The sequence below is a fragment of the Streptomyces sp. NPDC005761 genome, from assembly GCF_040630635.1.
Taxonomy (GTDB): domain Bacteria; phylum Actinomycetota; class Actinomycetes; order Streptomycetales; family Streptomycetaceae; genus Streptomyces.
This window is the reverse complement of the sequence record NZ_JBEXXX010000019.1, coordinates 69,580-92,813: the sequence shown is the minus strand read 5'-3', so window position 1 is coordinate 92,813 and position 23,234 is coordinate 69,580. Positions and strand designations below refer to the sequence as shown.

Annotated in this window: 20 protein-coding genes; 6 read left to right on the top strand and 14 right to left on the bottom strand. The window is 71.4% G+C overall.

The features are described 5' to 3' along the window. Positions 1–23: 23 nt before the first annotated feature. The 5 genes from ABZ434_RS19240 to ABZ434_RS19220 form a co-directional block, all read right to left on the bottom strand. Positions 24–266, bottom strand: a complete 243-nt coding sequence (locus ABZ434_RS19240; RefSeq protein ID WP_359137847.1) for a DUF397 domain-containing protein — start codon at positions 264–266, stop codon at positions 24–26. Positions 267–377: 111 nt separating this feature from the next. Next, complete coding sequence (locus ABZ434_RS19235) at positions 378–1,544, bottom strand: thiolase domain-containing protein (protein ID WP_359137844.1); 1,167 nt, start codon at positions 1,542–1,544, stop codon at positions 378–380. Further along, positions 1,537–2,589, bottom strand: a complete 1,053-nt coding sequence (locus ABZ434_RS19230) for a thiolase domain-containing protein (RefSeq protein WP_359137841.1) — start codon at positions 2,587–2,589, stop codon at positions 1,537–1,539. The genes ABZ434_RS19235 and ABZ434_RS19230 overlap by 8 nt, the downstream gene beginning before the upstream one ends. Continuing rightward, the gene (locus tag ABZ434_RS19225) at positions 2,590–3,531 is read right to left on the bottom strand and encodes an OB-fold domain-containing protein (protein WP_359137839.1); all 942 of its coding nucleotides are present in this window, start codon (positions 3,529–3,531) and stop codon (positions 2,590–2,592) included. Between the two features lie 15 nt (positions 3,532–3,546). Further along, positions 3,547–4,347 carry a crotonase/enoyl-CoA hydratase family protein gene (locus tag ABZ434_RS19220; protein WP_359137837.1) on the bottom strand — a complete coding sequence of 267 codons (801 nt, stop codon included), beginning with the start codon at positions 4,345–4,347 and terminating at the stop codon, positions 3,547–3,549. A gap of 165 nt (positions 4,348–4,512) precedes the next feature. On the opposite strand from ABZ434_RS19220, the gene ABZ434_RS19215 reads away from it, so the two are divergent. From ABZ434_RS19215 to ABZ434_RS19205, 3 genes are all read left to right on the top strand, one after another. Next, complete coding sequence (locus tag ABZ434_RS19215; protein ID WP_359137834.1) at positions 4,513–6,138, top strand: acyl-CoA synthetase; 1,626 nt, start codon at positions 4,513–4,515, stop codon at positions 6,136–6,138. 155 nt (positions 6,139–6,293) lie between these two features. Beyond that, positions 6,294–7,370 (top strand): right-handed parallel beta-helix repeat-containing protein, encoded by a 1,077-nt coding sequence (locus ABZ434_RS19210; RefSeq protein WP_359137831.1) that lies wholly within the window; start codon positions 6,294–6,296, stop codon positions 7,368–7,370. A gap of 35 nt (positions 7,371–7,405) precedes the next feature. After that, positions 7,406–8,467 (top strand): methyltransferase, encoded by a 1,062-nt coding sequence (locus tag ABZ434_RS19205; RefSeq protein WP_359137827.1) that lies wholly within the window; start codon positions 7,406–7,408, stop codon positions 8,465–8,467. Positions 8,468–8,533: 66 nt separating this feature from the next. On the opposite strand, the gene ABZ434_RS19200 is transcribed toward ABZ434_RS19205, so the two are convergent. The 7 genes from ABZ434_RS19200 to ABZ434_RS19170 form a co-directional block, all read right to left on the bottom strand. After that, positions 8,534–8,866, bottom strand: coding sequence for a TcmI family type II polyketide cyclase (locus ABZ434_RS19200; protein WP_359137824.1), 333 nt, complete (start codon positions 8,864–8,866; stop codon positions 8,534–8,536). A 75-nt stretch (positions 8,867–8,941) separates the two neighbouring features. Further along, positions 8,942–9,421 (bottom strand): SRPBCC family protein, encoded by a 480-nt coding sequence (locus ABZ434_RS19195; RefSeq protein WP_359137821.1) that lies wholly within the window; start codon positions 9,419–9,421, stop codon positions 8,942–8,944. Between the two features lies 1 nt (position 9,422). After that, positions 9,423–9,680, bottom strand: a complete 258-nt coding sequence (locus ABZ434_RS19190) for an acyl carrier protein (RefSeq protein ID WP_359137818.1) — start codon at positions 9,678–9,680, stop codon at positions 9,423–9,425. 37 nt (positions 9,681–9,717) lie between these two features. Next, positions 9,718–10,956, bottom strand: a complete 1,239-nt coding sequence (locus tag ABZ434_RS19185) for a ketosynthase chain-length factor (RefSeq protein ID WP_359137814.1) — start codon at positions 10,954–10,956, stop codon at positions 9,718–9,720. Then, positions 10,953–12,221, bottom strand: a complete 1,269-nt coding sequence (locus tag ABZ434_RS19180) for a beta-ketoacyl-[acyl-carrier-protein] synthase family protein (RefSeq protein WP_359137811.1) — start codon at positions 12,219–12,221, stop codon at positions 10,953–10,955. The genes ABZ434_RS19185 and ABZ434_RS19180 overlap by 4 nt, the downstream gene beginning before the upstream one ends. After that, positions 12,218–12,652 (bottom strand): cupin domain-containing protein, encoded by a 435-nt coding sequence (locus tag ABZ434_RS19175; RefSeq protein ID WP_356319837.1) that lies wholly within the window; start codon positions 12,650–12,652, stop codon positions 12,218–12,220. Before ABZ434_RS19175 ends, ABZ434_RS19180 begins: the two co-directional genes overlap by 4 nt. Positions 12,653–12,728: 76 nt before the next feature. After that, positions 12,729–13,850 (bottom strand): SchA/CurD-like domain-containing protein, encoded by a 1,122-nt coding sequence (locus ABZ434_RS19170; RefSeq protein WP_359137806.1) that lies wholly within the window; start codon positions 13,848–13,850, stop codon positions 12,729–12,731. Positions 13,851–14,114: 264 nt separating this feature from the next. Between ABZ434_RS19170 and ABZ434_RS19165 the strand changes: the two genes are divergently transcribed. Continuing rightward, positions 14,115–15,749: an FAD-dependent monooxygenase gene (locus ABZ434_RS19165; protein WP_359137803.1), complete on the top strand. Its 1,635-nt coding sequence runs from the start codon at positions 14,115–14,117 to the stop codon at positions 15,747–15,749. 22 nt (positions 15,750–15,771) lie between these two features. Here ABZ434_RS19165 and ABZ434_RS19160 read toward each other — a convergent pair whose 3' ends face one another. Beyond that, on the bottom strand, positions 15,772–17,295 hold the full coding sequence (locus tag ABZ434_RS19160) for an alpha/beta hydrolase (RefSeq protein ID WP_359137801.1): 1,524 nt from the start codon (positions 17,293–17,295) through the stop codon (positions 15,772–15,774). A gap of 179 nt (positions 17,296–17,474) precedes the next feature. On the opposite strand from ABZ434_RS19160, the gene paaK reads away from it, so the two are divergent. Further along, positions 17,475–18,770, top strand: coding sequence for a phenylacetate--CoA ligase PaaK (paaK, locus tag ABZ434_RS19155; protein WP_359137799.1), 1,296 nt, complete (start codon positions 17,475–17,477; stop codon positions 18,768–18,770). A 123-nt stretch (positions 18,771–18,893) separates the two neighbouring features. Here the strand turns inward: paaK and ABZ434_RS19150 are convergent, their stop codons facing one another. Beyond that, a complete protein-coding gene (locus tag ABZ434_RS19150) occupies positions 18,894–20,393 on the bottom strand; it encodes an acyl-CoA synthetase (RefSeq protein WP_359137797.1) in 1,500 nt (499 codons plus the stop codon). Between the two features lie 150 nt (positions 20,394–20,543). Between ABZ434_RS19150 and ABZ434_RS19145 the strand changes: the two genes are divergently transcribed. Then, positions 20,544–22,961: a penicillin acylase family protein gene (locus ABZ434_RS19145; protein ID WP_359137794.1), complete on the top strand. Its 2,418-nt coding sequence runs from the start codon at positions 20,544–20,546 to the stop codon at positions 22,959–22,961. Positions 22,962–23,234 lie beyond the last annotated feature (273 nt).

Genomic DNA, 23,234 nt, shown 5'->3' with positions numbered 1-23,234 from the left:
GGACAGGAGCGGCGCCGCGTCCCTCAGGCCGGGTCGAACTCGCCGTGCCGGGCGTTCACGACGAACGTGCGCCATTGCGCAGGGGTGAAGACCAGCGGCGGACTGCCGGGGCGTCCGGCGTTGCGCATCGCGATGAAACCCTCGACGAAGGCGATCTGGACGTCACCGATGCCCTGACTGCCGGACCGCCACCGGGCGTTGCCGAGGTCGAGGTCCGGCTTGTCCCAGCGGGCGAGGTGCGGCTGGGTCGTCGTCCTGGGTGCCACGTCGGCTCCTCCCGCTCGTCCTTACGGCCGGATCAGAGCCTAGCCACCGGGGGCGTTCCCGAACAGGCCGCGGTACGCGGCGGGTGCGGCCCGTCCGGGAGGGCTCGTGGGTCAGCCGGCGGGCGGTTCGGCACCGACGAGCCACATGGAGAAGAACTGCGCCCCGCCGCCGTAGGCGTGGCCGAGCGCACGCCGGGCGCCGTCCACCTGGTGCTCCCCCGCCTGTCCCCGCACCTGGAGCGCGGCCTCTGCGAAGCGGATCATCCCGGAGGCGCCGATGGGGTTGGTCGAGAGCACTCCGCCCGAGGGGTTCACCGGGAGATCGCCGTCGAGTTCGGTCACTCCGGCCTCGGTGAGCTTCCAGCCCTCGCCCTCGTCCGCGAAACCGAGGTTCTCCAGCCACATCGGCTCGTACCAGGAGAAGGGCACGTACATCTCGACGGCGTCGATCTCCCGGCGCGGGTCGCTGATCCCGGCCTGGCGGTACACGTCGGCGGCGCAGTCCTTGCCGGCCTGCGGCGAGACGAAGTCCTTGCCTGCGAAGAGGGTCGGTTCGCTGCGCATCGCGCCGCCGTGCACCCAGGCGGGCGGGCGCGGCGCACGGTTCGCACCCGTGCGGTCGGTGAGGATCATCGCGCAGGCCCCGTCGGAGGACGGGCATGTCTCCGAGTAGCGGATGGGGTCCCAGAGCATGGGCGCCGCCTGGATCTTCTCCAGGGTGATGTCCGGGTCGTGGATGTGCGCGTACGGGTTCTTGAGCGCGTTGCGCCGGTCCTTGTACGCGACCAGGGAGCCGACGGTGTCCGGGGCACCGGTCCGGCGCATGTAGGCACGTACATGAGGGGCGAAGAAGCCGCCCGCTCCGGCCAGCAGTGGCTGCTGGAACGGGATGGGGAGCGACAGCCCCCACATCGCGTTCGACTCCGACTGCTTCTCGAAGGCGAGGGTCAGGACGGTCCGGTGCACACGTGCCGCGACGAGGTTCGCGGCGACGAGGGCGGTCGAGCCCCCGACCGAGCCCGCGGTGTGGACGCGGAGCATCGGTTTGCCGACGGCACCGAGGGCGTCGGCGAGGTAGAGCTCGGGCATCATCACGCCCTCGAAGAAGTCGGGCGCCTTGCCGATGACGACGGCGTCGATGTCCGCCCAGGTCAGCCCGGCGTCCTGGAGGGCAGCCACGGCAGCTTCGCGGACGAGACCCGCGAGGGAGACGTCGCGGCGGGCGGAGACGTGTTTGGTCTGGCCGATGCCGACGACGGCCACGGGCTCCTTAGGCATGAGCACTCTCCCCTTCGAGAACGGCGACCAGGTTCTGTTGCAGGCAGGGCCCGGACGTGGCGTGGGCGAGTGCACGGTCGGACTCGCCACGGTGGATGCGGGCGGCTGCCTCGCCGAAACGGATCAGCCCGGCGGCCATCAGCGGATTGGCGGCCAGCGCCCCGCCCGACGGGTTCACCCGGACACCGTCACCGAGGCGGAGCGCCTTGCGCAGCACCACTTCCTGGGAGGTGAACGGGGCATGCAGTTCGGCGGTGTCGACGGGGCGGTCGAAGACCCCGGCCCGTTCGGCGGCGAGCCGGGTGGACGGTGATTCGGTCAGCTCGCGCACCCCGAGTCCGTGGGCCTCGATGCGGTGGTCGATGCCACGGATCCAGGCGGGCCGGGCACACAGGGCCCGCGCGGTGTCGCCCGCGGCGAGGATCACGGCGGCGGCGCCGTCACCGATGGGCGGGCAGTCGCCGCTCCGCAGCGGGTGGACCAGGTGGTCACCGGCCGGGACCGCACCGCTGAGCTGCGCGTGCGGGTTACCGGCCGCGTCCGCGCGGCTCCGGGCGGCGATGGCCGCGAGCGCGCTCTCGTCGGTGTCGCCCGCGTCGATCAGCGCCTGGGCCTGGAGGGCGGCGAGAGCAATGGAATCGGGCCACAGCGGTGCCGTGTAGTACGGATCGAGCTGCCGGGTGAGGACGTCGCGCACCTGGCCGGGCGAGGACTTCCCGTACGCGTAGACGAGCGCGGTGTCCGCCTCACCGGTCTGGATCTTCACCCAGGCCTCGTACAGGGCCCAGGCGCCGTCCATCTCGACATGGGACTCGGAGATCGGCGGGTGCGCGCCCACGCCGTCGAGCGCCATGGTGAAGGAGAAGGCGCGGCCGGCGAGGTAGTCACTGGAGCCGGAGCAGGTGAAGCCGATGTCGCTGGTCCTCAGGCCCGTCGCGTCGAGGACCTGGTGCAGGACCGGCATCAGCATCTCGACTTCGGAGAGTTCGTCGGTGCGCCGGAGATGGTCGGTCTGCGCGAAGGCGACGATCGCTACGTCCCGCATCTAGACCAGCTCCTTGTACGCGTCGTAGTCGGCGTCCGGTTCGCCGGTGGGCCGGTAGTGGTCGGGGTGGCGGCTGCCCTCGGCCCATACGGGCTCGACGCGCAGGCCCATCCGGACCTGGTCGTACGGGATGCCGCCGATCCGGGCGTGCAGGGCGAGGTCCGCGCCGTCCAGCGCGATGTGCGCGTAGACGTAGGGCACCTCGATGTCGAGGTTCTTGGCCTTGATGTTGACGACGCAGAAGGTGGTGACCGTGCCGCGCGGCCCGACCTCGACCCGTTCGTCGGTGGCGACGCCGCAGGTGGGGCAGGCGCCGCGCGGCGGGACGTACACCTTCCGGCAGGAGGGGCAGCGTTCCCCGACGACGCGCCGGCTCGCGAGCGCGTCGAGGTACGCGCTCTGCGCGCGGCCCGGGGAGTAGGTGTAGTCGAGGCGTGCGGGGGTGACGATCCCCGTGACCGGCTCCGCGAACTCGCCGTCGTGCGGGGCGGATCCGCCGGGCTCGCCCTCGTAGGGCTCGAAGCAGGCGATGTCCGTGACCGCGCCGGTGCGGGTCTCGGCCCAGCGGACGCGGACGCGCATCCCGGTGCGGACGGCCTCGGGCCCGGGTGCGTCCAGCACGTGCAGGAGTGCGGTGTCGGCGCCGTCGAGGCGGACGAGGACCCAGGCGAAGGGGGTGTCGAGCGGCTGGTAGCGGCGGGGGTGCGGGTTCCACGCCCAGGTGGTGACCGTCCCGGTGACGGCGACCTCGACCAGGTCCCGGATCTCCTCGGCGGTGACGGGATCGTACTCGACGGGCGGCACCAGGACCTTGCCGTCGCCGGTCCGGACGCCGAGGACGGTGCGTTCACGCAGTCCTGTCAGGAAGGCGCTCTGTACGGGGCCGAGGGAGCGGGTGAAGGGGAATTCGACCACCAGCGGTGCGCTGAGGACGTCGGGCACGGTTGCCTCCTTGGGTCAGGCCCGCCGGTAGACGGGCGGGCGCTTCTCGGCGAAGGCGCGGGCGCCTTCCTTGGCGTCGGCGGTGGCGAAGACGGGCCAGCCGCGTTCGAGTTCGGCGGCGAGGCCGTCGGTCTCGGTCATCTCCGCGGTCTCGTACACGGACGCCTTGACCTCTTCGACGGCGAGCGGGCCGCAGGCGTTGATCTGTTCGGCGACCGCGAGGGCCGCCTCCAGCGCCGTCCCGTCGGGCACGACCCGGCCGATCAGCCCGATCCGGGCCGCTTCCCCGGCTGTGTAGGGGCGGCCGGTGAGCAGCATCTCGAGTGCGTGGGTGCGGGCGATCTGGCGCGGCAGCCGTACGGTCGATCCGCCGATGGGGAAGAGGCCGCGCCGGACCTCGAAGAGGCCGAAGGTCGCGCTCTCACCGGCGATGCGGATGTCCGTGCCCTGCAGGATCTCGGTGCCGCCCGCCACGCAGTGGCCCTCGACGGCGGCGATGACCGGTTTCCGGGGGCGGTGGTGGCGCAGCATGGCCTTCCAGTGCAGATCGGGGTCGGCCGTCATCCGGTCCCGGTACTGCTCGCCCTCCATTCCCTTGCCGGCGAGGGCCTTGAGGTCCATGCCGGCGCAGAAGCAGCCGCCGGCCCCCGTGAGGACGACGGAGCGGACCTGCTCGTCCTCGTCCGCGGCCAGCCAGCCGTCGTACAGGCCGACCAGCATCGGCAGCGAGAGCGCGTTCTTGCTCTCGGGCCTGTTCAAGGTGAGCACCAGTGTGGCGCCTTCGCGCTGCACGATGAGGTGTTCCGTACCGCCCATGGTCTGTCTCCCGTCTCAAGGCTAGAACAGGTTGCAGTAAGCGGGGAGGCAGTTCAATAGTTTTCTGACAGACAGTCAGTTTTCTTCCCGGACCCCCTTCCCACTTGTGCCGGTCGGCGCTCTAATGACCGCCGGGCCACTCAGCAACCGGGGTCAGGAGGAACGGTGGAGTACAACCTTGCCGACCTGTTCGAATCGGTCGTCGACGCTGTCCCGCGGCGCGAGGCGCTCGTCTATCTCGACCATCCCGGAACAGGTGCCGAGCGCAGGCTCACGTACGCGGAGCTCGACGCCGCGGCCAACCGCATCGCCCACCACCTCATCGAGGCGGGCATCGGTCCCGGCGAGCATCTCGGGCTCCACCTCTACAACGGCATCGAGTACCTCCAGACCGTGCTGGCCTGCCTGAAGGCGCGCATCGTCCCGGTCAACGTCAACTACCGCTACGTGGAGGAGGAACTGGTCTACCTCTACCGCGACGCGGATCTGGCGGCACTGGTCTTCGACGCGGAGTTCGACGAGCGCGTCGCCGCCGCCGCTCCACGGGCGGAGAAGCTGCGCCATCTCGTGCGGGTGGGCGCGTCCGCCGACGACGCGCCCCGGCCCGACGCCGTCGCGTACGCCGCGGCAGAGGCGGCCGGGGACCCGGGGCGGGGCTTCCCGCCCCGCTCGGCCGACGACCAGTTCATCATCTACACGGGTGGCACCACGGGCATGCCCAAGGGGGTGATGTGGCGCCAGGAAGACCTGTTCTTCTCCGGTCTGGGCGGCGGGGCACCGACCGGCGACCCGGTCGGCACCCCGCAGGAGCTGGCCGAGCGGGTGGCTGCCGGCGGGGAGGGCATCACGTTCTTCCCCACTCCCCCGCTGATGCACGGCACCTCGACACTCACCGCGTTCATCGGCTTCAACTTCGGACAGCGGGTCGTCGTGCACCGCAAGTACGTACCGCACGAGGTGCTGCGCACCATCGAGAAGGAGAAGGTCACGAGCGTGTCACTGGTGGGTGACGCGATGCTGCGGCCGCTGATCGACGCGCTGAGGGGGCCGCTGAAGGGCACCGACTGTTCGTCGATGTTCTCCGTGTCCAGTTCGGGCGCGATCATGTCCGACTCGGTGCGGGCCGAGTTCCAGGCACTGGTGCCCCACGTGATGCTGCTGAACAACTTCGGCTCCTCCGAGTCCGGCTTCAACGGCACCGCGACCGCGGACTCGGGCCCGGAGAACGGCTTCCGGCTGCGGGTCAACGCCCGTACGGCGGTCGTCGACCCGGCGACGTACGAACCGGTCGCGCCGGGCGAGCCGGGCCGGATCGCCCAGCGCGGCCACGTTCCACTCGGCTACTACAACGACACGGACAAGACCGCCGAGACGTTCTTCCGCAAGGGTGACGAGCGGTGGGTCCTGCTGGGCGACATGGCCACGGTCGACGCCGAGGGCATCGTGACGGTACTGGGCCGGGGTTCGCAGTGCATCAACACCGGGGGCGAGAAGGTGTACCCGGAGGAGGTCGAACAGGCGCTCAAGTCCCATCCCGACGTGTACGACGCGCTGGTTGCGGGCGCCCCCGACGAGCGCTGGGGCAACCGGGTCGCCGCCGTGGTGCAGCTGCGCGAGGGTGCCGACGCCCCCTCGCTGGACGACGTCCAGGCGCACTGCCGCACCCGCCTGGCCGGTTACAAGATCCCTCGCCACCTGGTGATCACGCCACAGATCCAGCGCTCCCCCAGCGGCAAGGCCGACTACCGCTGGGCCCGCACCGTCGTCGCGCCCCGCCCGGCCACCGACTGACGCCTGCCCGCCCGTCAGCGGATCACCCGAGTGCACGGCCCGGCGTCCACGGCGAACGCGGAGCCTTCCCGGCGACGTAAGCCATTCGGGCACGGCCCGTGTCCAACCGGGCACCCTGCGTGGCATCGGCGCCTGATCGCCCATAGCTTCGGCTCATGAGGAAACGACACATCAAATGCCTCCTGGGCATCGCAGCCGCCTCGGCCGCCGGACTGGGCGTCGTCGCGCCGTCCGTTCCGGCCTCCGCCGCGGGCGCCCACGTGGTGCGCGCGGGCCAGTCGATCCAGGCAGCGGTGGATGCCGCGCGGCCCGGTGACACCATCGTCGTCCGGCCCGGCACCTACCGGGAGAGCGTGCTGATCACCACGCCCGGACTGACCCTGCGCGGTTCCGGGGACCGTACCGTCATCAAACCGGGCGCGAGCGGCAACCGCACGCAGAACGCCTGCGCGAAGGCCGGAAACGGGATCTGCGTGCTGGGCACCGCCAAGAACACCGTGGACGACGTGTCCATCAGGTCCCTGACCGTGTCAGGGTTCACCCGGAGCGGCATCTGGGCGTCCTGGACGGACGGGCTGGAGATCCGTTCGGTGACGTCCCGGTCCAACGGCGTCTGGGGCATCGCGCAACAACGGTCCACCCGCTCCGACATCCGCCACAACACCGCCCGTTCCAACGGGGACGCGGGCATCTTCGTCGCCAACAGCGTCGACGAGGAGGGCGGCGCCACCGACACCCGCGGCACCCGGGTCCGGGGCAACACCCTCACCGACAACCGGATCGGGTTCACCGCACGGCGCGTACGCAACCTGACGGTGGTCCACAACACGTTCACCGCCAACTGCAGCGGCGTGTTCGTCGTGGGCGACGAGGGCAAGCCGCAGGCGGGCGCCATGACCATCCGGTCCAACCGGATCACCGGGAACAACAAGTTCTGCGCCGCCACCGAGCGGCTGCCCGCCATCCAGGGATCCGGGATCGTCCTCACCGGCACCGAGTCCACCGAGGTGCGGTCCAACGTGATCCGCGACAACGTGGGCGCCACCCCGCTCTCGGGCGGCGTCGTGCTGTTCAAGAGCTTCGTGGGGGCGAAGAACACCGGCAACACCGTCAGCGACAACACGGTCCTGGGCAATCAGCCGGCGGATCTGGCCAACCGGGACACCGCCGGGACGGGCAACCGCTTCACCGGCAATGTCTGCACCACCTCCGCACCGGCCGGGATGTGCTGACCGGTGTTCCCCCGCACAAGGAGAAGCGAGACGGCATGACCACCGTGAGCACCACCCCCACCACCACTCCCGTCCAGCCCCTTCCCACTCCGCAGCCGGCCATGCGGCTGCGCGAGATCGTGTTCGGCGCGGCCCGTTCCGCGGCCGTCCGTGCCGCCGCCCGGCTCGGTGTCGCGGACGCGCTGGGTGAGACGCCCGCCACCGCGGCCGAGCTCGCCACCGCGGTGAAGACCGAACCCGGACCGCTGCGACGGCTGCTGCGCGCCCTGTCCTGCTACGGCATCTTCACCGAGAACGCCGACGGCACCTTCGCCCACACCGAGATGTCGCGACTGCTGCGCGAGGACGACCCGCACAGCCTGCGGGACATCTCGCTGTGGTGCACGGAGCCGTGGACGTGGGAGGTCTGGCCCCGGCTGGACGACGCGGTGCGCTCCGGCGGCAACGTCTTCGAGGACGTGTTCGGCAAGGAGTTCTTCGACTACCTCCACCAGGACGCCCACGAGTCGGCCCAGGTGTTCAACCGGGCCATGACGACATCCAGCATGCAGTCCGCTCTGGACGTCGCCGCTCTGCTGGACCTCACCGGGGTATCGGTCGTCGCCGACATCGGTGGCGGTCAGGGGCACGTACTGGCGAGCCTGCTGGAGAAGCACCCGTCGGTCAGCGGCACCCTGATGGACCTGCCGGGCGTGGTGGCACGGGCCGACGAGCGGCTGCGGGACGGTGGCCGGCTGGCCGGGCGGGCGAGCATCGTGGCCGGTGACTGCCGTGAGGGCATTCCGGTGGCGGCCGATCTCTACATCATCAAGAACATTCTGGAATGGGACGACGACAGCACCCGCAGGGCGCTGCGCGCCGTCATCGCGGCGGCCCGTCCCGGGGCCCGGGTCGTCGTCATCGAGAACCTCGTCGACGACACCCCGTCGATGCGGTTCACCACGGCCATGGACCTGCTGCTGCTCCTGAACGTCGGCGGTGCCAAGCACACCCGGCAGAGCCTGGTCGACCGGCTGTCCGACGCCGGGCTGACCATCGGCGAGATCCGGCCGGTCAACCCGTACCTCCACGCGTTCGAATGCGTGGTCCCCGGCTGACGCCTCCTCACATGGCAGGGCCCCGGGACCGGCCTCACGGCCTGGTCCCGGGGCCCTGCCACGCCGTCAGGCGGTGGAGTCGCGCTCCCAGCAGTAGAACTCCTGAGCCATCGCGTCCTTCGGCCCCCGCCAGGTCTGCGGGTCGTAGGGGCTGACGAACGCGGTGAGCCGGTCGCTGATGTCCTTGAACGCCGGATGGCTCGCCACCTTGGCGATCTCCGGGCCCGGGGGGCGCTCGGACTCGATCATGTGCAGATAGACGTCGCCGAACTGGAACAGCTTGCGCCGGGTGACGCCCACCAGGTGCGGCAGCTCACTGCTGTCGGAGGCGGCGAACAGCTCGGCGATGTCCGGCGCCGATTCCGGCGCCATCCGGGCGACGATCAGAGCGTGGTGCATCGGGTGGGGCCTTTCTGGTACGCGGTCGGGGCCCGGCCGGGAGGGCCGGGCCACCGGACGCGGGCGGACGGTGTGTCAGTTGGCCGGGACCGCGGCCGTGCGGCGCTCGCGGTCGCGCTGCTCGATCTTGTCCCGGATGAGCTCCATCTGGACGCGGGAGTTGCGGTTGATGTTGTCCGTCATCCACGCGTCGTCGACCGGGGCGTCGGGGCGCATCGCGAAGTCCTGCGTCCACTTCATGCGCGTGCCACCGGGGGCCTCCGAGTACTCCCACCGGATGTCCATGTGCTGGAACGGTCCGGGCTCGACGCGACGGGCCCGGACCGTGCGTCCGGGGCGGTCCGTGGTGCGCTCGGAGACCCAGCTCCACACCTTGTCGTTCTCGTCGGGGTGCATCGTCAGACGGAAGGTGGTCCGCTCACCGTCGCGCTCGATGACGTCGACGGAGGCGTACTCGCTGAACAGCCGGGGCCAGTTCTCCAGGTCGTTCGTCATGTCCCAGACGAGGTCCAGGGGGGCGGCGATGACGATCTCGTTCTCGGTGTGTCCGGACACTTCAGGCTCCTGTCATGAGGCTGTTGTTGACGAGGTCGAGGAACTCGCGGGGTGTCTTGCAACGGTCGGCGTCGGCCGGCAGCGGCCTGCCGTGGCGGTTCTCCAGCGCGCCGACGATGCCGAGGAGGCCCAGCGAGTCGAGGCCGAACTCGTCGAAGGCCGTACCGGCCCGGTTCTCCATCTCCCGCGGGTCGACGGTCAGTCCGGCTCCCTTCTTCATCAGGGCGGCCAGCTCTTCGTAGGTCAGTCGGTCGGTCATGAGGAACTTCTCCTTCGCACGGGGGTGTTGGTGGGGGTCATGCGGGGCGCCGGAGCACCATCGCCGCGTTCGAACCCATGAGGCCCCGGCTGAGCACGAGGGCCGTGCGCAGTTCGGCGGGGCGGGCCCGGCCCATGACCAGGTCGAGGTCGTGGCACACCTCGAAGACGTTGGGCGTGGGCGGGATCAGGCCGTTCTCCATCGCGAGGACGGCAGCGGCCGAGTCCAGGACGGGGGCTCCGCAGTAGGCCCGTCCGGTACCGGTCTTGGGTGCGGTGACCGGGACGCGCCGTCCGTGCGGACCGAGCGCGTCCGTCAGCGCCAGCGCCTCCGCCCGGTCGGCCGCGGGGACTCCGAGAGCGTCCGCGAACACCACGTCGACCTCCTCGGGAGCGCAGCCGGCCTCCCGCAGCGCGCCCTCGATGGCGTGGGCGAGCCCTTCGCGGGACTCCTCCCAGCGCATCGCGGTGGTGAAGGTGGCCGCGTGACCGGCGATCTCGGCCCGGACCCGGGCACCACGCTCCCGGGCCGCTGTCTCCTCCTCGACCACGAACATCGCGCCGCCCTCGGCGGGCACGAATCCGCAGGCGTCCGAGGTGAACGGGCGGTAGGCCCGCGTCGGTTCCTCGGCGGTGCTCAGGTCGCGGTAGCCGAGCTGGCAGACGACGGAGTAGGGCGCCAGCGGGGCCTCCGCCGCGCCGACCACGACCGCGTCGGTGCCGCGCCGGACGGACCGGTCGGCGTGCGCCAGAGCGTCGAGGCCGCCGGCCTCGTCGCTGGCCACCACCGCGCACGGCCCCTTGAAGCCGCCGCGGATGGAGATCTGGCCGGTGCTGGCGGCGTAGAACCAGGCGATCGACTGGTAGGGGCCGACGAACTTGGAGCCCTGCCCCCACAGCCGCTGCAGTTCGCGCTGGCCGAACTCGCCGCCGCCGGAACCGGCGGCGGTCACCACGCCCACGCTGAACGGCCGGTCCTCGTAGTCGGCGCGGCCGAGCCGGGCGTCGTCCAGGGCCATGTCGGCCGCGGCCATCGCGAAGTGCGTGAACCGGTCGGTCTGGACGAGGTAGCGCTCCTCGATCAGCGAGACCGGGTCGAAGCCCCGGACCTCACCGGCCACGTGCAGCGGCAGTTCCTCGCACCCTTCGCGGGTGACCCGGTCCAGGACGCTCATGCCCTCCTGCGTCCGCTTCCAGAAGGCTTCGGTGCTCGTGCCGTTGGGGGCGACGACGCCGATGCCGGTGACGACGGTGCGCCGGGCCTTGCGGGTACTCATGGTGTCCTCCCACCGCTTCTGGTCAGGGCCACCGCGGACTGGAATCCGCCGAATCCGCTGCCGACCGACAGGACGCTGCGCAGTTTCAGCGGACGCGCGGTGCGGGGCACGTAGTCGAGGTCGCACTCGGGGTCCGGGGACTCGTAGTTCGCCGTGGGCGGCACCGTCTGGTGCACCAGGGCGAGCACGCAGGCAGCGATCTCTATCGCGCCGATCGCCCCGAGCGAATGGCCCACCATCGACTTGATGGAGCTCATCGGCACGTCATGGGCGTGGGCACCGAGCGCCCGCTTCACGGCGGCGGTCTCGTGCCGGTCGTTCTGCTTGGTGCCCGAGCCGTGCGCGTTGACGTAGTCGATGTCGGAAGCGGCGATCCCGGCGTGTCCGAGCGCCCGGTTGATCGCCTCGGCCATCTCCAGGCCCTCCGGGGTCAGCCCGGTCATGTGGTAGGCGTTGCCGAAGGTCGCGTAGCCCGAGATCTCGCAGTACACGGTCGCACCGCGGGCACGGGCGTGCTCCAGTTCCTCCAGGACGAGTACGGCTCCGCCCTCACCCATCACGAAGCCGTCGCGACGGGAGTCGAAGGGCCGGGACGCGTGCTCCGGGTCCTCGTTGTTCGCCGACGTCGCCTTGATCGCGTCGAAGCACGCCACGGTGATCGGCGTGATCGGCGAGTCCGAGGCCCCGGCGATGCACACGTCGACGCGGCCCTCCTCGATGGAGTGGAAGGCGTAGCCGATCGCGTCGAGCCCGGAGGTGCAGCCCGTGGAGACGGTCTGCACCGGCCCGTGCGCGCCGACCTGTTCGGCGACGGCCGAGGCCAGCGAGCTGGGTGAGAAGGCCCGTTCCAGATGGGGCCCGGCCGGCCGGGGGTCGACGTCCCAGCGTGCTCCACTGCCACTGACGGCAACGTAGTCGTGCTCCAGCCGGGTGGTACCGCCGACCGCGGTGCCGAGCGAGACGCCGACGCGCCAGGGGTCGGTCCGCTCCACGTCCAGGCCTGCGTCGGCGAGTGCCTCGCGGGCGGCCACCATGGCGAACTGCACATAGCGGTCCGCCCGGGCGACCTCCTCCTCGTCCAGTCCGTACGCCGCCGGGTCGAAGTCGCACTCGGCGGCGATCCGGGACCGGAAGCCGGCAGGGTCGAAGAGGGTGATGCCCCTCGTCGCGGTACGGCCGTTGGAGAGGAGGTCCCAGAAGGCCGGCGTGCCGATCCCGCCCGGGGCGACGACTCCGACGCCGGTGACGGCCACGCGCCGGGTCATGAGGCGGCCTCGGTTCGTTCTGGCGGCGCGCCCCGCTCGGCCGACTCGGTGACTTCGGTGTCGACGTGGCCGAGTTCCGGGCGGGGCGCGAGCGGGCCGAGGTGGAAGACCATACGGGCCTCCACGTCGCCCACGTTGCGGAAGCGGTGCCGGACGTGCGGCGGGATCAGCAGGCCCTGGTCGGGTCGCATCGCGTGCGTCTCCCCGTCCAGGTCGACCTCGAGGAGCCCGTTCACCACGTACACGAACTCCTCGGAGTACGGGTGGTAGTGCTCGCCGATGCGGTCGCCGGGCTGAACGATGGCCAGTCCCATGAAACCGCTGGTGGCGCCCACGGCCGTCGGGGTGAGCAGTGCGCGCAGGTCACCTCCGCGCCTGCGGTTGGGCTGGGTCTCGCTGAGGTCCACGATGCGTGGCCGGTGCATGGTCATGGCTGCTTTCCTCCTGGCGCATTGCGCGTTGTTTCGACGGGTTGAGCGAGAACCCCCCAGGGTGCTGCTGCGCCGCTCAGGCCTCCGCGGCCCTCCGGTCGGTGATGAGCCGCATCTCGGACCGGGCGAGGAAGCGCGCGGCGTCCTGGTCGGTGGTCGGCACGGCGTTCACCTCTCCGTCGAGGAGACGGGCGAGGCGGGCCGCCTTGCCGGGACCGTGGATGCCCAGCGCCTGGGCGGGCTGCGCGTCGAGCGGACCGCTCACTTCGAGGAGGCGGACCACGATGTCGTCGCGCTGGAAGATCGTGCTGCTGTCGATGGGGCTGCCCGTGTCGTCCGCGGCCTCCTCGTCGTGCCCGGCCAGCAGCCGGGCCAGAGCCATCCCGCAGCCCTCCTTGGCCTGGTAGAAGAGCGCGTGGCGCTCGACGTCCGCGGGGGCGTGGCGGCCCGTCGTCACGTGGTGGACGGTAGGCAGCGCCGCCCGGGTGAAGAACATCCGGGCGGAGTCGGGGTCGGCAAGGTCCCGGTCCTGCTCCAGGTACGGGTTGATCGCTTCCTCGACGGCCCGGATCTCGGGCTGGCGGGAGACGTGGCGCAGGGCCGCGAGGAGGTCGCCCTCGACCTCGACGGCGCGCACCACGCGGTTGCCGTGCATGAACAGCGAGGTGCGGCGCAGCCGGGTGTGCTCGTCGACACGGGCCTGCGGGGCGGCGTAGTCGGAGAGGATCTTCGCGACGATCTCCTCCGTGCCCGGCTTGACGGTGAAGGTCAGCGCGTGCCGCACGATCCCGTCACCGAGACGGGGCGCGGCCTGCAGTCCGCCCTTGACGGGCTCGAAGCTCTCCTCGAAGGCCGCGCCCGTCTCGCGCAGAACGCTGAAGCGCAGCGAACGGGTGTCGCGCACGCAGCTGTGCAGCGGCTGCACGGTGGCGACGTGCTCCTCGCTGTTCACCCATGCGAGGAAGGGCGGGGCGCTCTCCCACTCGCTCGTGATGAGCCATTGGGACGGGTTCTCGATGGACTGGCACAGCTGGTCACTGATGTGGCCGGGAATGGAGGCCACCTGGTTGCGCATGTGCTCGTACGCCTCCAGGAACTGCTTCTGGGCGCCGTCGTACAGGTCCAGCAGCAGGATGACGCGCAGCCTGGAGCCGTCGAAGGCGGACTGCGAGGTCCGTTCCGAGAGGGTGGTGGTCATGGTGCGAACTCCTTCGAGACGGTGGGAGGACCGGCCGGGCCGGTGGGGAACCGTCGAGTGGGGGGCGGAGCGGGGAGTCTCCCGGCGGATGCGCACAGTCCGCCCGGACCGTGGGCGACGTCTCCGTGACCGATCGTGAAACGCTGGTCCGGCTGACGCGAGATTTATGAACCGTTCAGGTGAGCGGGCGTCCGAACCGCTCCGACAGGGCTCCGAAAAGGGCATGGACACTGCATCTGTACGGCGTCCGAGCTGGAGCAACTGATGAACGAGAACGTCGACGTCCATGTACCGGTCCTCATCGTGGGGGGCTCCCTGGTGGGCCTTTCCGCGTCCCTCTTCCTCGGCCGGCTCGGCGTCGAGCACCTGCTGGTCGAGAAGCACGCCGCCACCTCTACACACCCACGGGGCCGCGGCAACAACGTCCGCACCATGGAGATCTTCCGCAGGGCCGGGGTGGAGCCCGAGATCCGGGCGGCGGCGTCGGTCCTGGCGGAGAACCACGGCATCCTGCAGGCCGGTTCACTGACCGGCGACGATCAGGAGTGGCTGTTCAAGGAGATCGACCCGGGCGGGGCCCTGGCCCGTTTCAGCCCGAGCGGCTGGTGCCTGTGCAGCCAGAACGACCTGGAGCCGGTCCTCCTGGACCGGGCCCGCGAGCAGGGTGGCGATCTGCGGTTCTCCACCGAGATGCTCTCGTTCGACCCGGACGGGTCGGGGGTCGGGGCGGTACTGAAGAACCGGGAGACGGGTGAGCACACCACCGTACGGGCGGACTACCTGATCGCTGCCGACGGTCCGCGCAGCCCGGTCCGCGAGCAGTTGCGCATCGGCCGTTCGGGTGCCGGTGACCTGTTCCACAACGTGAGCATCACCTTCCGGTCCCGAGGTCTCGCCGATGTGCTCGGCGACCGGCGCTTCATCGTGTGCTACCTGACCAATCCGGAGGCGGACGGCGCGCTGCTGCCGGTGGACAACGAGCGGGAGTGGGTGTTCCACGCGCCGTGGCAGCCGGACCGGGGCGAGACGCTGGAGGACTTCACGGACGAGCGGTGCGTGGCGCACATCCGCAAGGCGGTCGGGGCGCCGGACATCGACGTCGAGATCACCGGCAAGGCGCCGTGGCACGCGGCGGAGCGGGTGGCCGACCGGTACTCACGGGGCCGCGTCTTCCTCGCGGGCGACTCGGCGCACGAGATGTCGCCCACGGGAGCGTTCGGTTCCAACACCGGCATCCAGGACGCGCACAACCTGGCGTGGAAGCTCGCGGCCGTGCTGCGCGGTGAGGCGGGCCCGGGCCTGCTGGACACGTACGAGGCGGAGCGGCGGCCGGTGGCCCGGGCGACGAGCGAGCGGGCTTCGGCGCGTTCCGGCGAGCACAGCCACCCGGGGTACGCGGCTCCGCCGACCGTGGGCGGCGGTAAGCGGGGCGGGATGCTGAACGTGGCCCTGGGCTACCGCTATGTCGACGGCGCGGTGCTGGGCATCGGCCCGGAGTGGCCGGTGGTGCCCGAGGGCGTACAGCTGGCGGGCGAACCGGGCAGCAGGGCACCACACTTGTGGGTCCGCCGGGCCGGTGAGCGGATCTCCACGCTGGATCTGTACGAGCGGTCGTTCGTGCTGCTGACCGACGCCGCGGACGTGGCGTGGCGCCGGGCGGCCGCGCGGGTCGGTGAACGGCTGGGGGTGCGGCTCGACGCGTTCGGGATCGGCACCGGGCCGGGCAGCGACCTGGAGCCGGAGGCCGGCGCCGACTGGGCCGAGGTGCACGGGACGAGCGCCGAGGGCGCTGTGGTGGTGCGCCCCGACGGATTCGTCGCCTGGCGTGCGGAGTCGGGCGTCGAGGACGCCGACGCGGCGCTGCACGAGGTCATGGTGGCGCTGCTGCGCCGGGACTGACGCCGCGGACGGCCCCGCGTGCTCAGCCCACGCCGAACGACCGGAGGGCTGCAAGGAACTCCTCCGGCCGTTCGGTGTGCACGAGATGGCCCGCGTCGATGGTGACGTGCTGCGCACCGGGGATCTGCCGGGCCATGCGGGCGAGGCCGTCCTGGGCGATCTGGCTCCTGGGGCCGCCACCGATGACGAGCGTGGGGGCGGTGATCCCGCCGAGGAGCTCACGGCCTGCCGGGTCCGGGTCGTTGAGCTGGGCATCGGTGGAGGGCACGAGGGGCCAGTCGAAGTCCAGCTCCCCGGGCGGACGTTCGGCGGGCTCACGGGGCGGATCGAGCGGGAAGGGCGGCGGTGCCTCCTCGATGACGAGGCGGCCGATGAGTCCGGGCTGCCGTTCGGCGAGCAGGTAGGCCGCGGCGCCGCCCATGGAGTGTCCGACGACCGTGGCACCGGAGAGATTGCGGGTCTCCAGGAAGGCGTGCAGGTCGTCGCGGAACAGCTCGAGGGAGTAGCGGCCGGGCCAGTCGCTGAGTCCGTGGCCGCGGAAGTCGAAGGCGTAGACCCGGTGGCGCGCGGCGAGCCGTTCGGCGACGGTGGTCCACGTGGCGCTGTCGCCGCAGCGTCCGTGGGCGAGGACGACGGGCGGGGCGGACGGGTCGCCCCATGCCCGGTAGGCGAGCCGGATCCCACCGGCCTGGACGCTGTGCACCTCCGGGTCGAGGAACGCGGTCACGGTGCGGACGAAGGCACCCGGGTCGTCGAGCCAGGGGAAGTGTCCGGCGCCGCGCTGCACGGCGAACTCCGAGGACGGGAAGAGCGCGGCCAGTTCCGCGGCGCGGTCGGGCGTGGTCACGCCGTCGTACTCGCCGGCCAGGACGAGCGCCGGGGCCGGGAGCGCCCGCAGGGCCGCGACCGTCGCCGCGGGGTCGAACGCCCCGGGCCCGTAGTAGGCCTGTGCTGCTTCGGCGTTGATCTGCTGCGCGGGCAGTGCGGCGTGGGCCCGGGCGGCGGCGTCCCACCGCCCGTAGAGGAACGGCCTCGCCGCTGTGCGCAGTTCGTCGGTCAGCCGTCCTGCCCAGATCTCCTCCTGGGCCGGCAGCGCCTGCGCGTACCAGGATTCCGAGCGGCGGAGCGCGGCGGCCTCCCGGGCCTCGCGCTCGACGAACGGGAAGCCGACGGCCCGCGTGGTGGGCGCGACGAGGATCAGGCTCCGCACGGCCTGCGGATACCGTTCCGCGAAGAGTGCGGCGAGGTCGCCGGCCGCGGAGTGGGCGAGCAGGTCGACACGGTCGGCCCCCAGGTGCCGGCGCAGCGCCTCGACGTCCTCGACGAGCCGGTCGCAGCGGTACGTGGAGATGTCGTCCGGTACGGCGGAGTCCCCCGTTCCCCGCAGGTCGAGCACGATCAGCTGCCGTACGGCGCGGAGGCCGCCGAGGTCCCCGAGGTAGGCACCGGCCCTCATCGGGCCACCCGGCAGGCAGATCAGCGGTTCGCCCTCCCCCGTGACGTGATAGGCGAGCTCGGTCCCGTCGTATGAGTGGAAAGTCGGCATGGACCCATCCAAACAGGGCCGACCGGGTGATGCAGCTGTGTTCGGTACGGGCGTATCCGAGGCACGCATCCGATGCGCCGCGCCTCTTGCCACACCGGGCAAGATCCTGAATTACTGCTCCCGGAAGGAACGACCGAATGATCGGTCGTCTGCACGGTGCACGGAGGAGGGAGATCCGCATGACGGCTCTGCTGGACGCAGCGGAACGGATGGGCCGCGACGAGCTGGCGGCTCTGCAGCTGGAGCGGCTGCGGGCCACTCTGCGTCATGCGTACGACCGCGTCGGGCACTACCGGCGGGCGTTCGACCGGGCGGGGCTGCATCCTGACGACTGTCGCTCGCTGGCCGATCTGGCCCGTTTCCCGTTCACCACCAAGGCCGATCTGCGCGACAACTACCCGTTCGGGATGTTCGCGGTGCCCGAGGAGCAGGTGCGCCGGATCCACGCCTCCAGCGGGACGACCGGCCGGCCGACGGTCGTCGGCTACACCGAGAGGGATATCGACACCTGGGCGGACGTGGTGGCCCGCTCCATCAGGGCGGCCGGCGGGCGCCCCGGACAGAAGGTGCATGTCGCGTACGGGTACGGGCTGTTCACCGGAGGTCTCGGCGCGCACTACGGCGCGGAGCGCCTGGGCTGCACGGTCATTCCGGCCTCGGGTGGCATGACGGCCCGGCAGGTGCAGCTGATCCAGGACTTCCGGCCCGAGATCATCATGGTGACACCGTCCTACATGCTGACACTCCTGGACGAGTTCGAGCGGCAGGGCGTCGACCCTCGGACGACGTCGCTGAAGGTGGGCATCTTCGGGGCGGAGCCGTGGACGCAGGAGATGCGCCGCGAGATCGAGGAGCGGTTCGCGATCGACGCCGTCGACATATACGGGCTGTCCGAGGTGATGGGCCCGGGTGTGGCGCAGGAGTGCGTGGAGACGAAGGACGGGCTGCACATCTGGGAGGACCACTTCTATCCCGAGGTGGTCGATCCGTTCACCGGGGAGGTGCTGCCCGAAGGGACCGAGGGCGAGCTGGTGTTCACCTCGCTCACCAAAGAGGCCATGCCGGTGATCCGCTACCGGACCCGCGACCTCACCCGGCTGCTGCCCGGCACGGCCCGGGTGTTCCGGCGGATGGAGAAGGTCACCGGGCGCAGCGACGATCTGGTGATCCTGCGCGGCGTGAACCTCTTCCCGACGCAGATCGAGGAGATCGTGCTCCGCACACCCGGGGTGTCGCCGCACTTCCAGCTGCGGCTGACCCGCGAGGGGCGGCTGGACGTGCTGACGGTGCGGGCGGAGGCCCGTGCCGGGGCGACCCCGGAGCAGCGGGCGGCGGCCGCCGCGTCGGTCGCGGCCGCCGTCAAGGACGGGATCGGGGTCTCGGTCGGGGTCGAGATCCTCGATCCGGAGACGCTGGAGAGGTCCGTCGGCAAGTTCAGGAGGATCGTGGACGAGCGGGAACGGCCGACCGGTTGACCTGCGGCCGGGCAGGACCGGGCGGCCCGGTTCCTGTACTCGGACAACGGACCGGCCGTGCCGGGGCATGCGGCGGCGCTGCCGGCCGCCCGCTTCCGCGAGCAGGGGCGTGCGCCCGCGCCCTCAGGCGAAGCGGTCGCGGAGCTCCCGCTTGAGGATCTTCCCGCTGGCGTTGCGCGGGAGGCCGTCCACGAACACCACCCTCTTGGGAGCCTTGAAGTGGGCGAGCTTCTCGCGGGCGTGGTCGATCAGTTCGGCCTCGGTCGCCTCCCCGCGCAGGACGACGACGGCGGTGACGGCTTCGATCCAGCGCTCGTCGGGCAGGCCGACGACGGCGGCCTCGGCGACGGCGGGGTGGGTGTAGAGCACGTCCTCGACCTGGCGGGAGGCGACGAGAACACCACCGGAGTTGATGACGTCCTTCACCCGGTCGACGACGGTGAAGTAGCCCTCCGTATCCCGGACGGCGAGGTCGCCGGAGTGGAACCAGCCGTCCCTGAACGCCTCGGCGCTCTCCTGCGGCTTGTCCCAGTAGCCGCTGCACAGCTGGGGCGAGCGGTAGACCACCTCGCCCGCGGTGCCGTCGGGGACGTCCTTGCCGCTCTCGTCGACGACCTTGGCCTCGACGAAGAGGACGGGGCGGCCGCAGGAGTCCATCCGGCCCTCGTGCTCGTCGGGTCCCAGGACGGTGGCGAGGGGGCCGATCTCGCTCTGGCCGAAGCAGTTGTAGAAGGCGAGATCCGGAAGACGCGCGCGCAGGCGTTCCAGGACCGGGACGGGCATGATCGACGCCCCGTAGTACGCCTTGCGCAGGCCGCCCAGATCGCGGGCCGCGAAGTCCGGGTGGTTGGCGAGGCCGATCCAGACGGTGGGCGGGGCGAAGAGGCTGTCCGCCTGTCCGGACTCGACGAGGTCGAAGATCCGGGCCGCGTCCGGGGCGTCGAGAATCGTGTTCTCGGCGCCGACCGCGAGGTAGGGGAGCAGAAACACGTGCATCTGCGCCGAGTGGTAGAGCGGCAGGGCGTGCACGGGGCGGTCGGCGGCGCGCAGGTCCAGCGCGGTGACGGCGCTGACGTACTCGTGGACGAGGGCGGCGTGCGTCATCATCGCACCCTTGGGCAGGGCGGTGGTGCCCGAGGTGTACAGCAGCTGGACGAGGTCGTCCGCCGACGGTTCGTGCGCGGAGGCAAAGGGGCGCGGAGTGCCGAGCTCGGCCAGGAGCGAGCCGGGGGCGTCGCGGAGCGGCCGTACGGCGTACCCCGGCGGCACGCGGCCGGCGAGGTCCGGGTCGGTGAGAACCAGGGCGCTGCCGGACTGGCTCAGGATGTACGCGAGGTCCTCGCCCGTGAGGTTCTGGTTGACGGGCACATGGACGAGGCCGGCCCTGGCACAGGCGAGGTAGGCGATCAGGTACGCGTCGGAGTTGTGGGCGTAGGAGGCGACCCGGTCCCCCGGGCACAGTCCGTGCCCGTCCATGAGGACGGCGGCCGCGGTTCCGACCGCCTCGTCGAGCCCGCGGTACGTCCAGGCCCTGTCGGCGTACCGCAGGGCGGTCCGCTCGGGGGTGCGCCGTGCGCTGCGGGTCAGGACTCCGTCGACTGTGCTGCTGCGTACACCGGTCATGGCGTGATCCTGTGCGGCAGGGCTCCCGGGGTCAAGGGCCCGGATCCCGGCCGGGATGTTGACAGACGTGCGGGAGTGCTGGCTGAGTTGCCCACGACGTCTCGAACTCCTGAGTAACCGTCTTTCGCACCCGCAGAGTTGGGAGGACCGTTGCCCCTCCGGAACCGTCTGAGGATTCTCGCCGTATCCGGCCTCACGCTGTTCACCGTGTCGGCGTCACTGCCGCCGGCCTCGGCGCACACCACCCGTACCCACCACCCGTCGGGCGGCGGGCTCTCCGCCGTGATCCGTTACACCGAGTACGGCATTCCGCACATCGTGGCGAAGGACTACGCGAACCTGGGCTTCGGCAACGGCTGGGCACAGGCCGCCGATCAGGTGTGCACGCTCGCCGACGGCTTCGTCACGCTGCGCGGGGAGCGTTCCCGGTACTTCGGTCAGGACGCGGCGCCGGACGGCTCGCTGTCGTCCGCTACGAAGAACCTGTCCAGCGACCTGTACTTCCGCGGGGTACGCGACAGCCGCACCGTGGAGAAGCTGCTGAAGGTGCCCGCCCCGGCCGGACCGAGCCGGGCCACGAAGGAACTCCAGCGTGGCTGGGCGGCCGGCTACAACGCCTGGCTGGCGCAGAACCGGATCACCGACCCCGCCTGCCGGGGCGCCCGCTGGGTACGCCCGGTGACCACGCTGGACGTCGCGGAGCGCGCCTTCGCGCTCTCGGTGCTCGGCGGCCAGGGGCGCGGCATCGACGGCATCACGGCCGCGCAGCCGCCCGCGGCCGTACCGGACTCCGCGCCCGTTTCACCGTCGCCCGACGACGCCGGGGAAGCGGCGGCGCGGCTGCTGTCGACCCAGAACGCCGACATGGGATCCAACGCCGTGGCGTTCGGCGGCAGTACGACGGCGAACGGCCGCGGGCTCCTGCTCGGCAACCCGCACTATCCCTGGCAGGGCGGCCGGCGGTTCTGGCAGTCCCAGCAGACGATCCCCGGTGAGCTGAACGTGGCGGGCGGTTCCCTGCTGGGATCGGCGACCATGTCGATCGGGCACAACGCTCACGTCGCGTGGAGCCATACGGTGGCCACGGGTGTCACCCTCAATCTGCATCAGCTGACACTCGATCCGGCCGATCCGACCGTGTACCTGGTGGACGGGAAGCCGCTGCGCATGACGAAGCGCACGGTCTCCGTCGGGACCGGGAGCGGAAGGGAAGTGACGCGCACCCAGTGGTGGACGCGATACGGCCCCGTCGTCACCTCGCTCGGCGCGGGTCTGCCGCTGCCCTGGACGCAGACGGCCGCGTATGCGCTCGGCGACCCGAACGCGGTGAACCTGCGCTCGGGAGACACCGCGCTCGGGTTCAGCAAGGCCCGCAGCACGGCCGGGATCAAGGAGTCACTGCGCCGGACGCAGGGACTGCCGTGGGTCAACACGATCGCGGCGGACTCCTCAGGGCACACGCTCTTCTCGCAGTCGCAGGTGCTGCCGAGGATCACCGACGAACTCGCACAGCGCTGCTCGACGCCCTTGGGCAGGGCGACGTACCCGACGTCGGGACTCGCGGTGCTGGACGGCTCGCGGGCCGACTGCGCGCCGGGGTCGGACCCGGACGCTGTGCAGCCCGGAATCTTCGGCCCGGGCAGGATGCCCACGGTGGAGGACGCACCGTACGCCGAGAACTCCAACGACAGCGCCTGGCTGACCAACGCCGACGCCCCGCTGTCCGGTTACGAGCGTGTCTTCGGGACGGTGGGCACGCCCCGCTCCATGCGAACCCGGGGCGCGGTCGAGGACGTCTCCGCGATGGCGCGCGGCGGCCGGCTGACGGTCGCCGATCTGCAGCGCCAGCAGTTCGCGAACCGGGCGCCGGCCGGTGACCTGGCCGCGGCGGATCTGGCACGCTCCTGCGCGGCGCTGCCCGGTGGCACGACTCTCGGGAGCGCGGGCACACCGGTGGACGTCTCGGCGGCCTGTCCGGTGCTGCGCGACTGGGACCGGAAGGTGGACACGGGGAGCCGGGGCGCTCTGCTCTTCGACCGGTTCTGGCGACGGGCGGTGTCGGTGCCGGCGGCCGAACTGTGGAAGGTACCGTTCTCCCCCGCCGACCCCGTCGGCACGCCGAACACACTCAACACCTCCGCTCCGCGCGTCCTGGTGGCCCTTGCCGACGCGGTGGCCGAACTGAGGGGCGCGGGCGTCGCCCTGGACGCACCCCTGGGCAGGCACCAGTCCGTGCTGCGGGGTGACCGGCGCATCCCGGTCGGCGGCGGTACGGAAGCCCTGGGCGTCTGGAACAAGACCGAGGGGGTGTGGGACACGGCAGCGGGCGGGTACACGGACATCTCGACCGGCTCCAGCTACATCCAGGCGGTCGGCTGGGACGGCAGTGCCTGCCCTGTGGCACGCACCCTGCTCACGTACGCACAGTCGTCGAACCCGACGTCGCCGCACTACAGCGACCAGACCGAGCTGTACTCGGGTGAGCGCTGGGTGACGTCGCGGTTCTGCGAGAAGGACATCGCACGTTCGCCCGCCCTGAGGGTGGTCCGGGTGCACGAGCACCGCTGAACCGGCTGTCCGCGATCAGCCCCTGCCCCCGCACCGGGTCAGGGGCTGATCGCGAGAAGGACGCAACGCGGCGAAGACCGGCAGATGCACGCCGCCATGGAGCAGCGTGGCGCACCCCGGCACGACGGTCGGCGCGCGGACCACTATGGCCGGCGCGTCTGTTCCCCGGCCCGCCAGGGCTGCTCGGTGCTCGTCCCCCGGGTCGCCGGCGACCGTATCGTCGCGCTCGCGATCATGGGCCGTACGCATCCGGAACCGGTCGGGCCGCCCGGC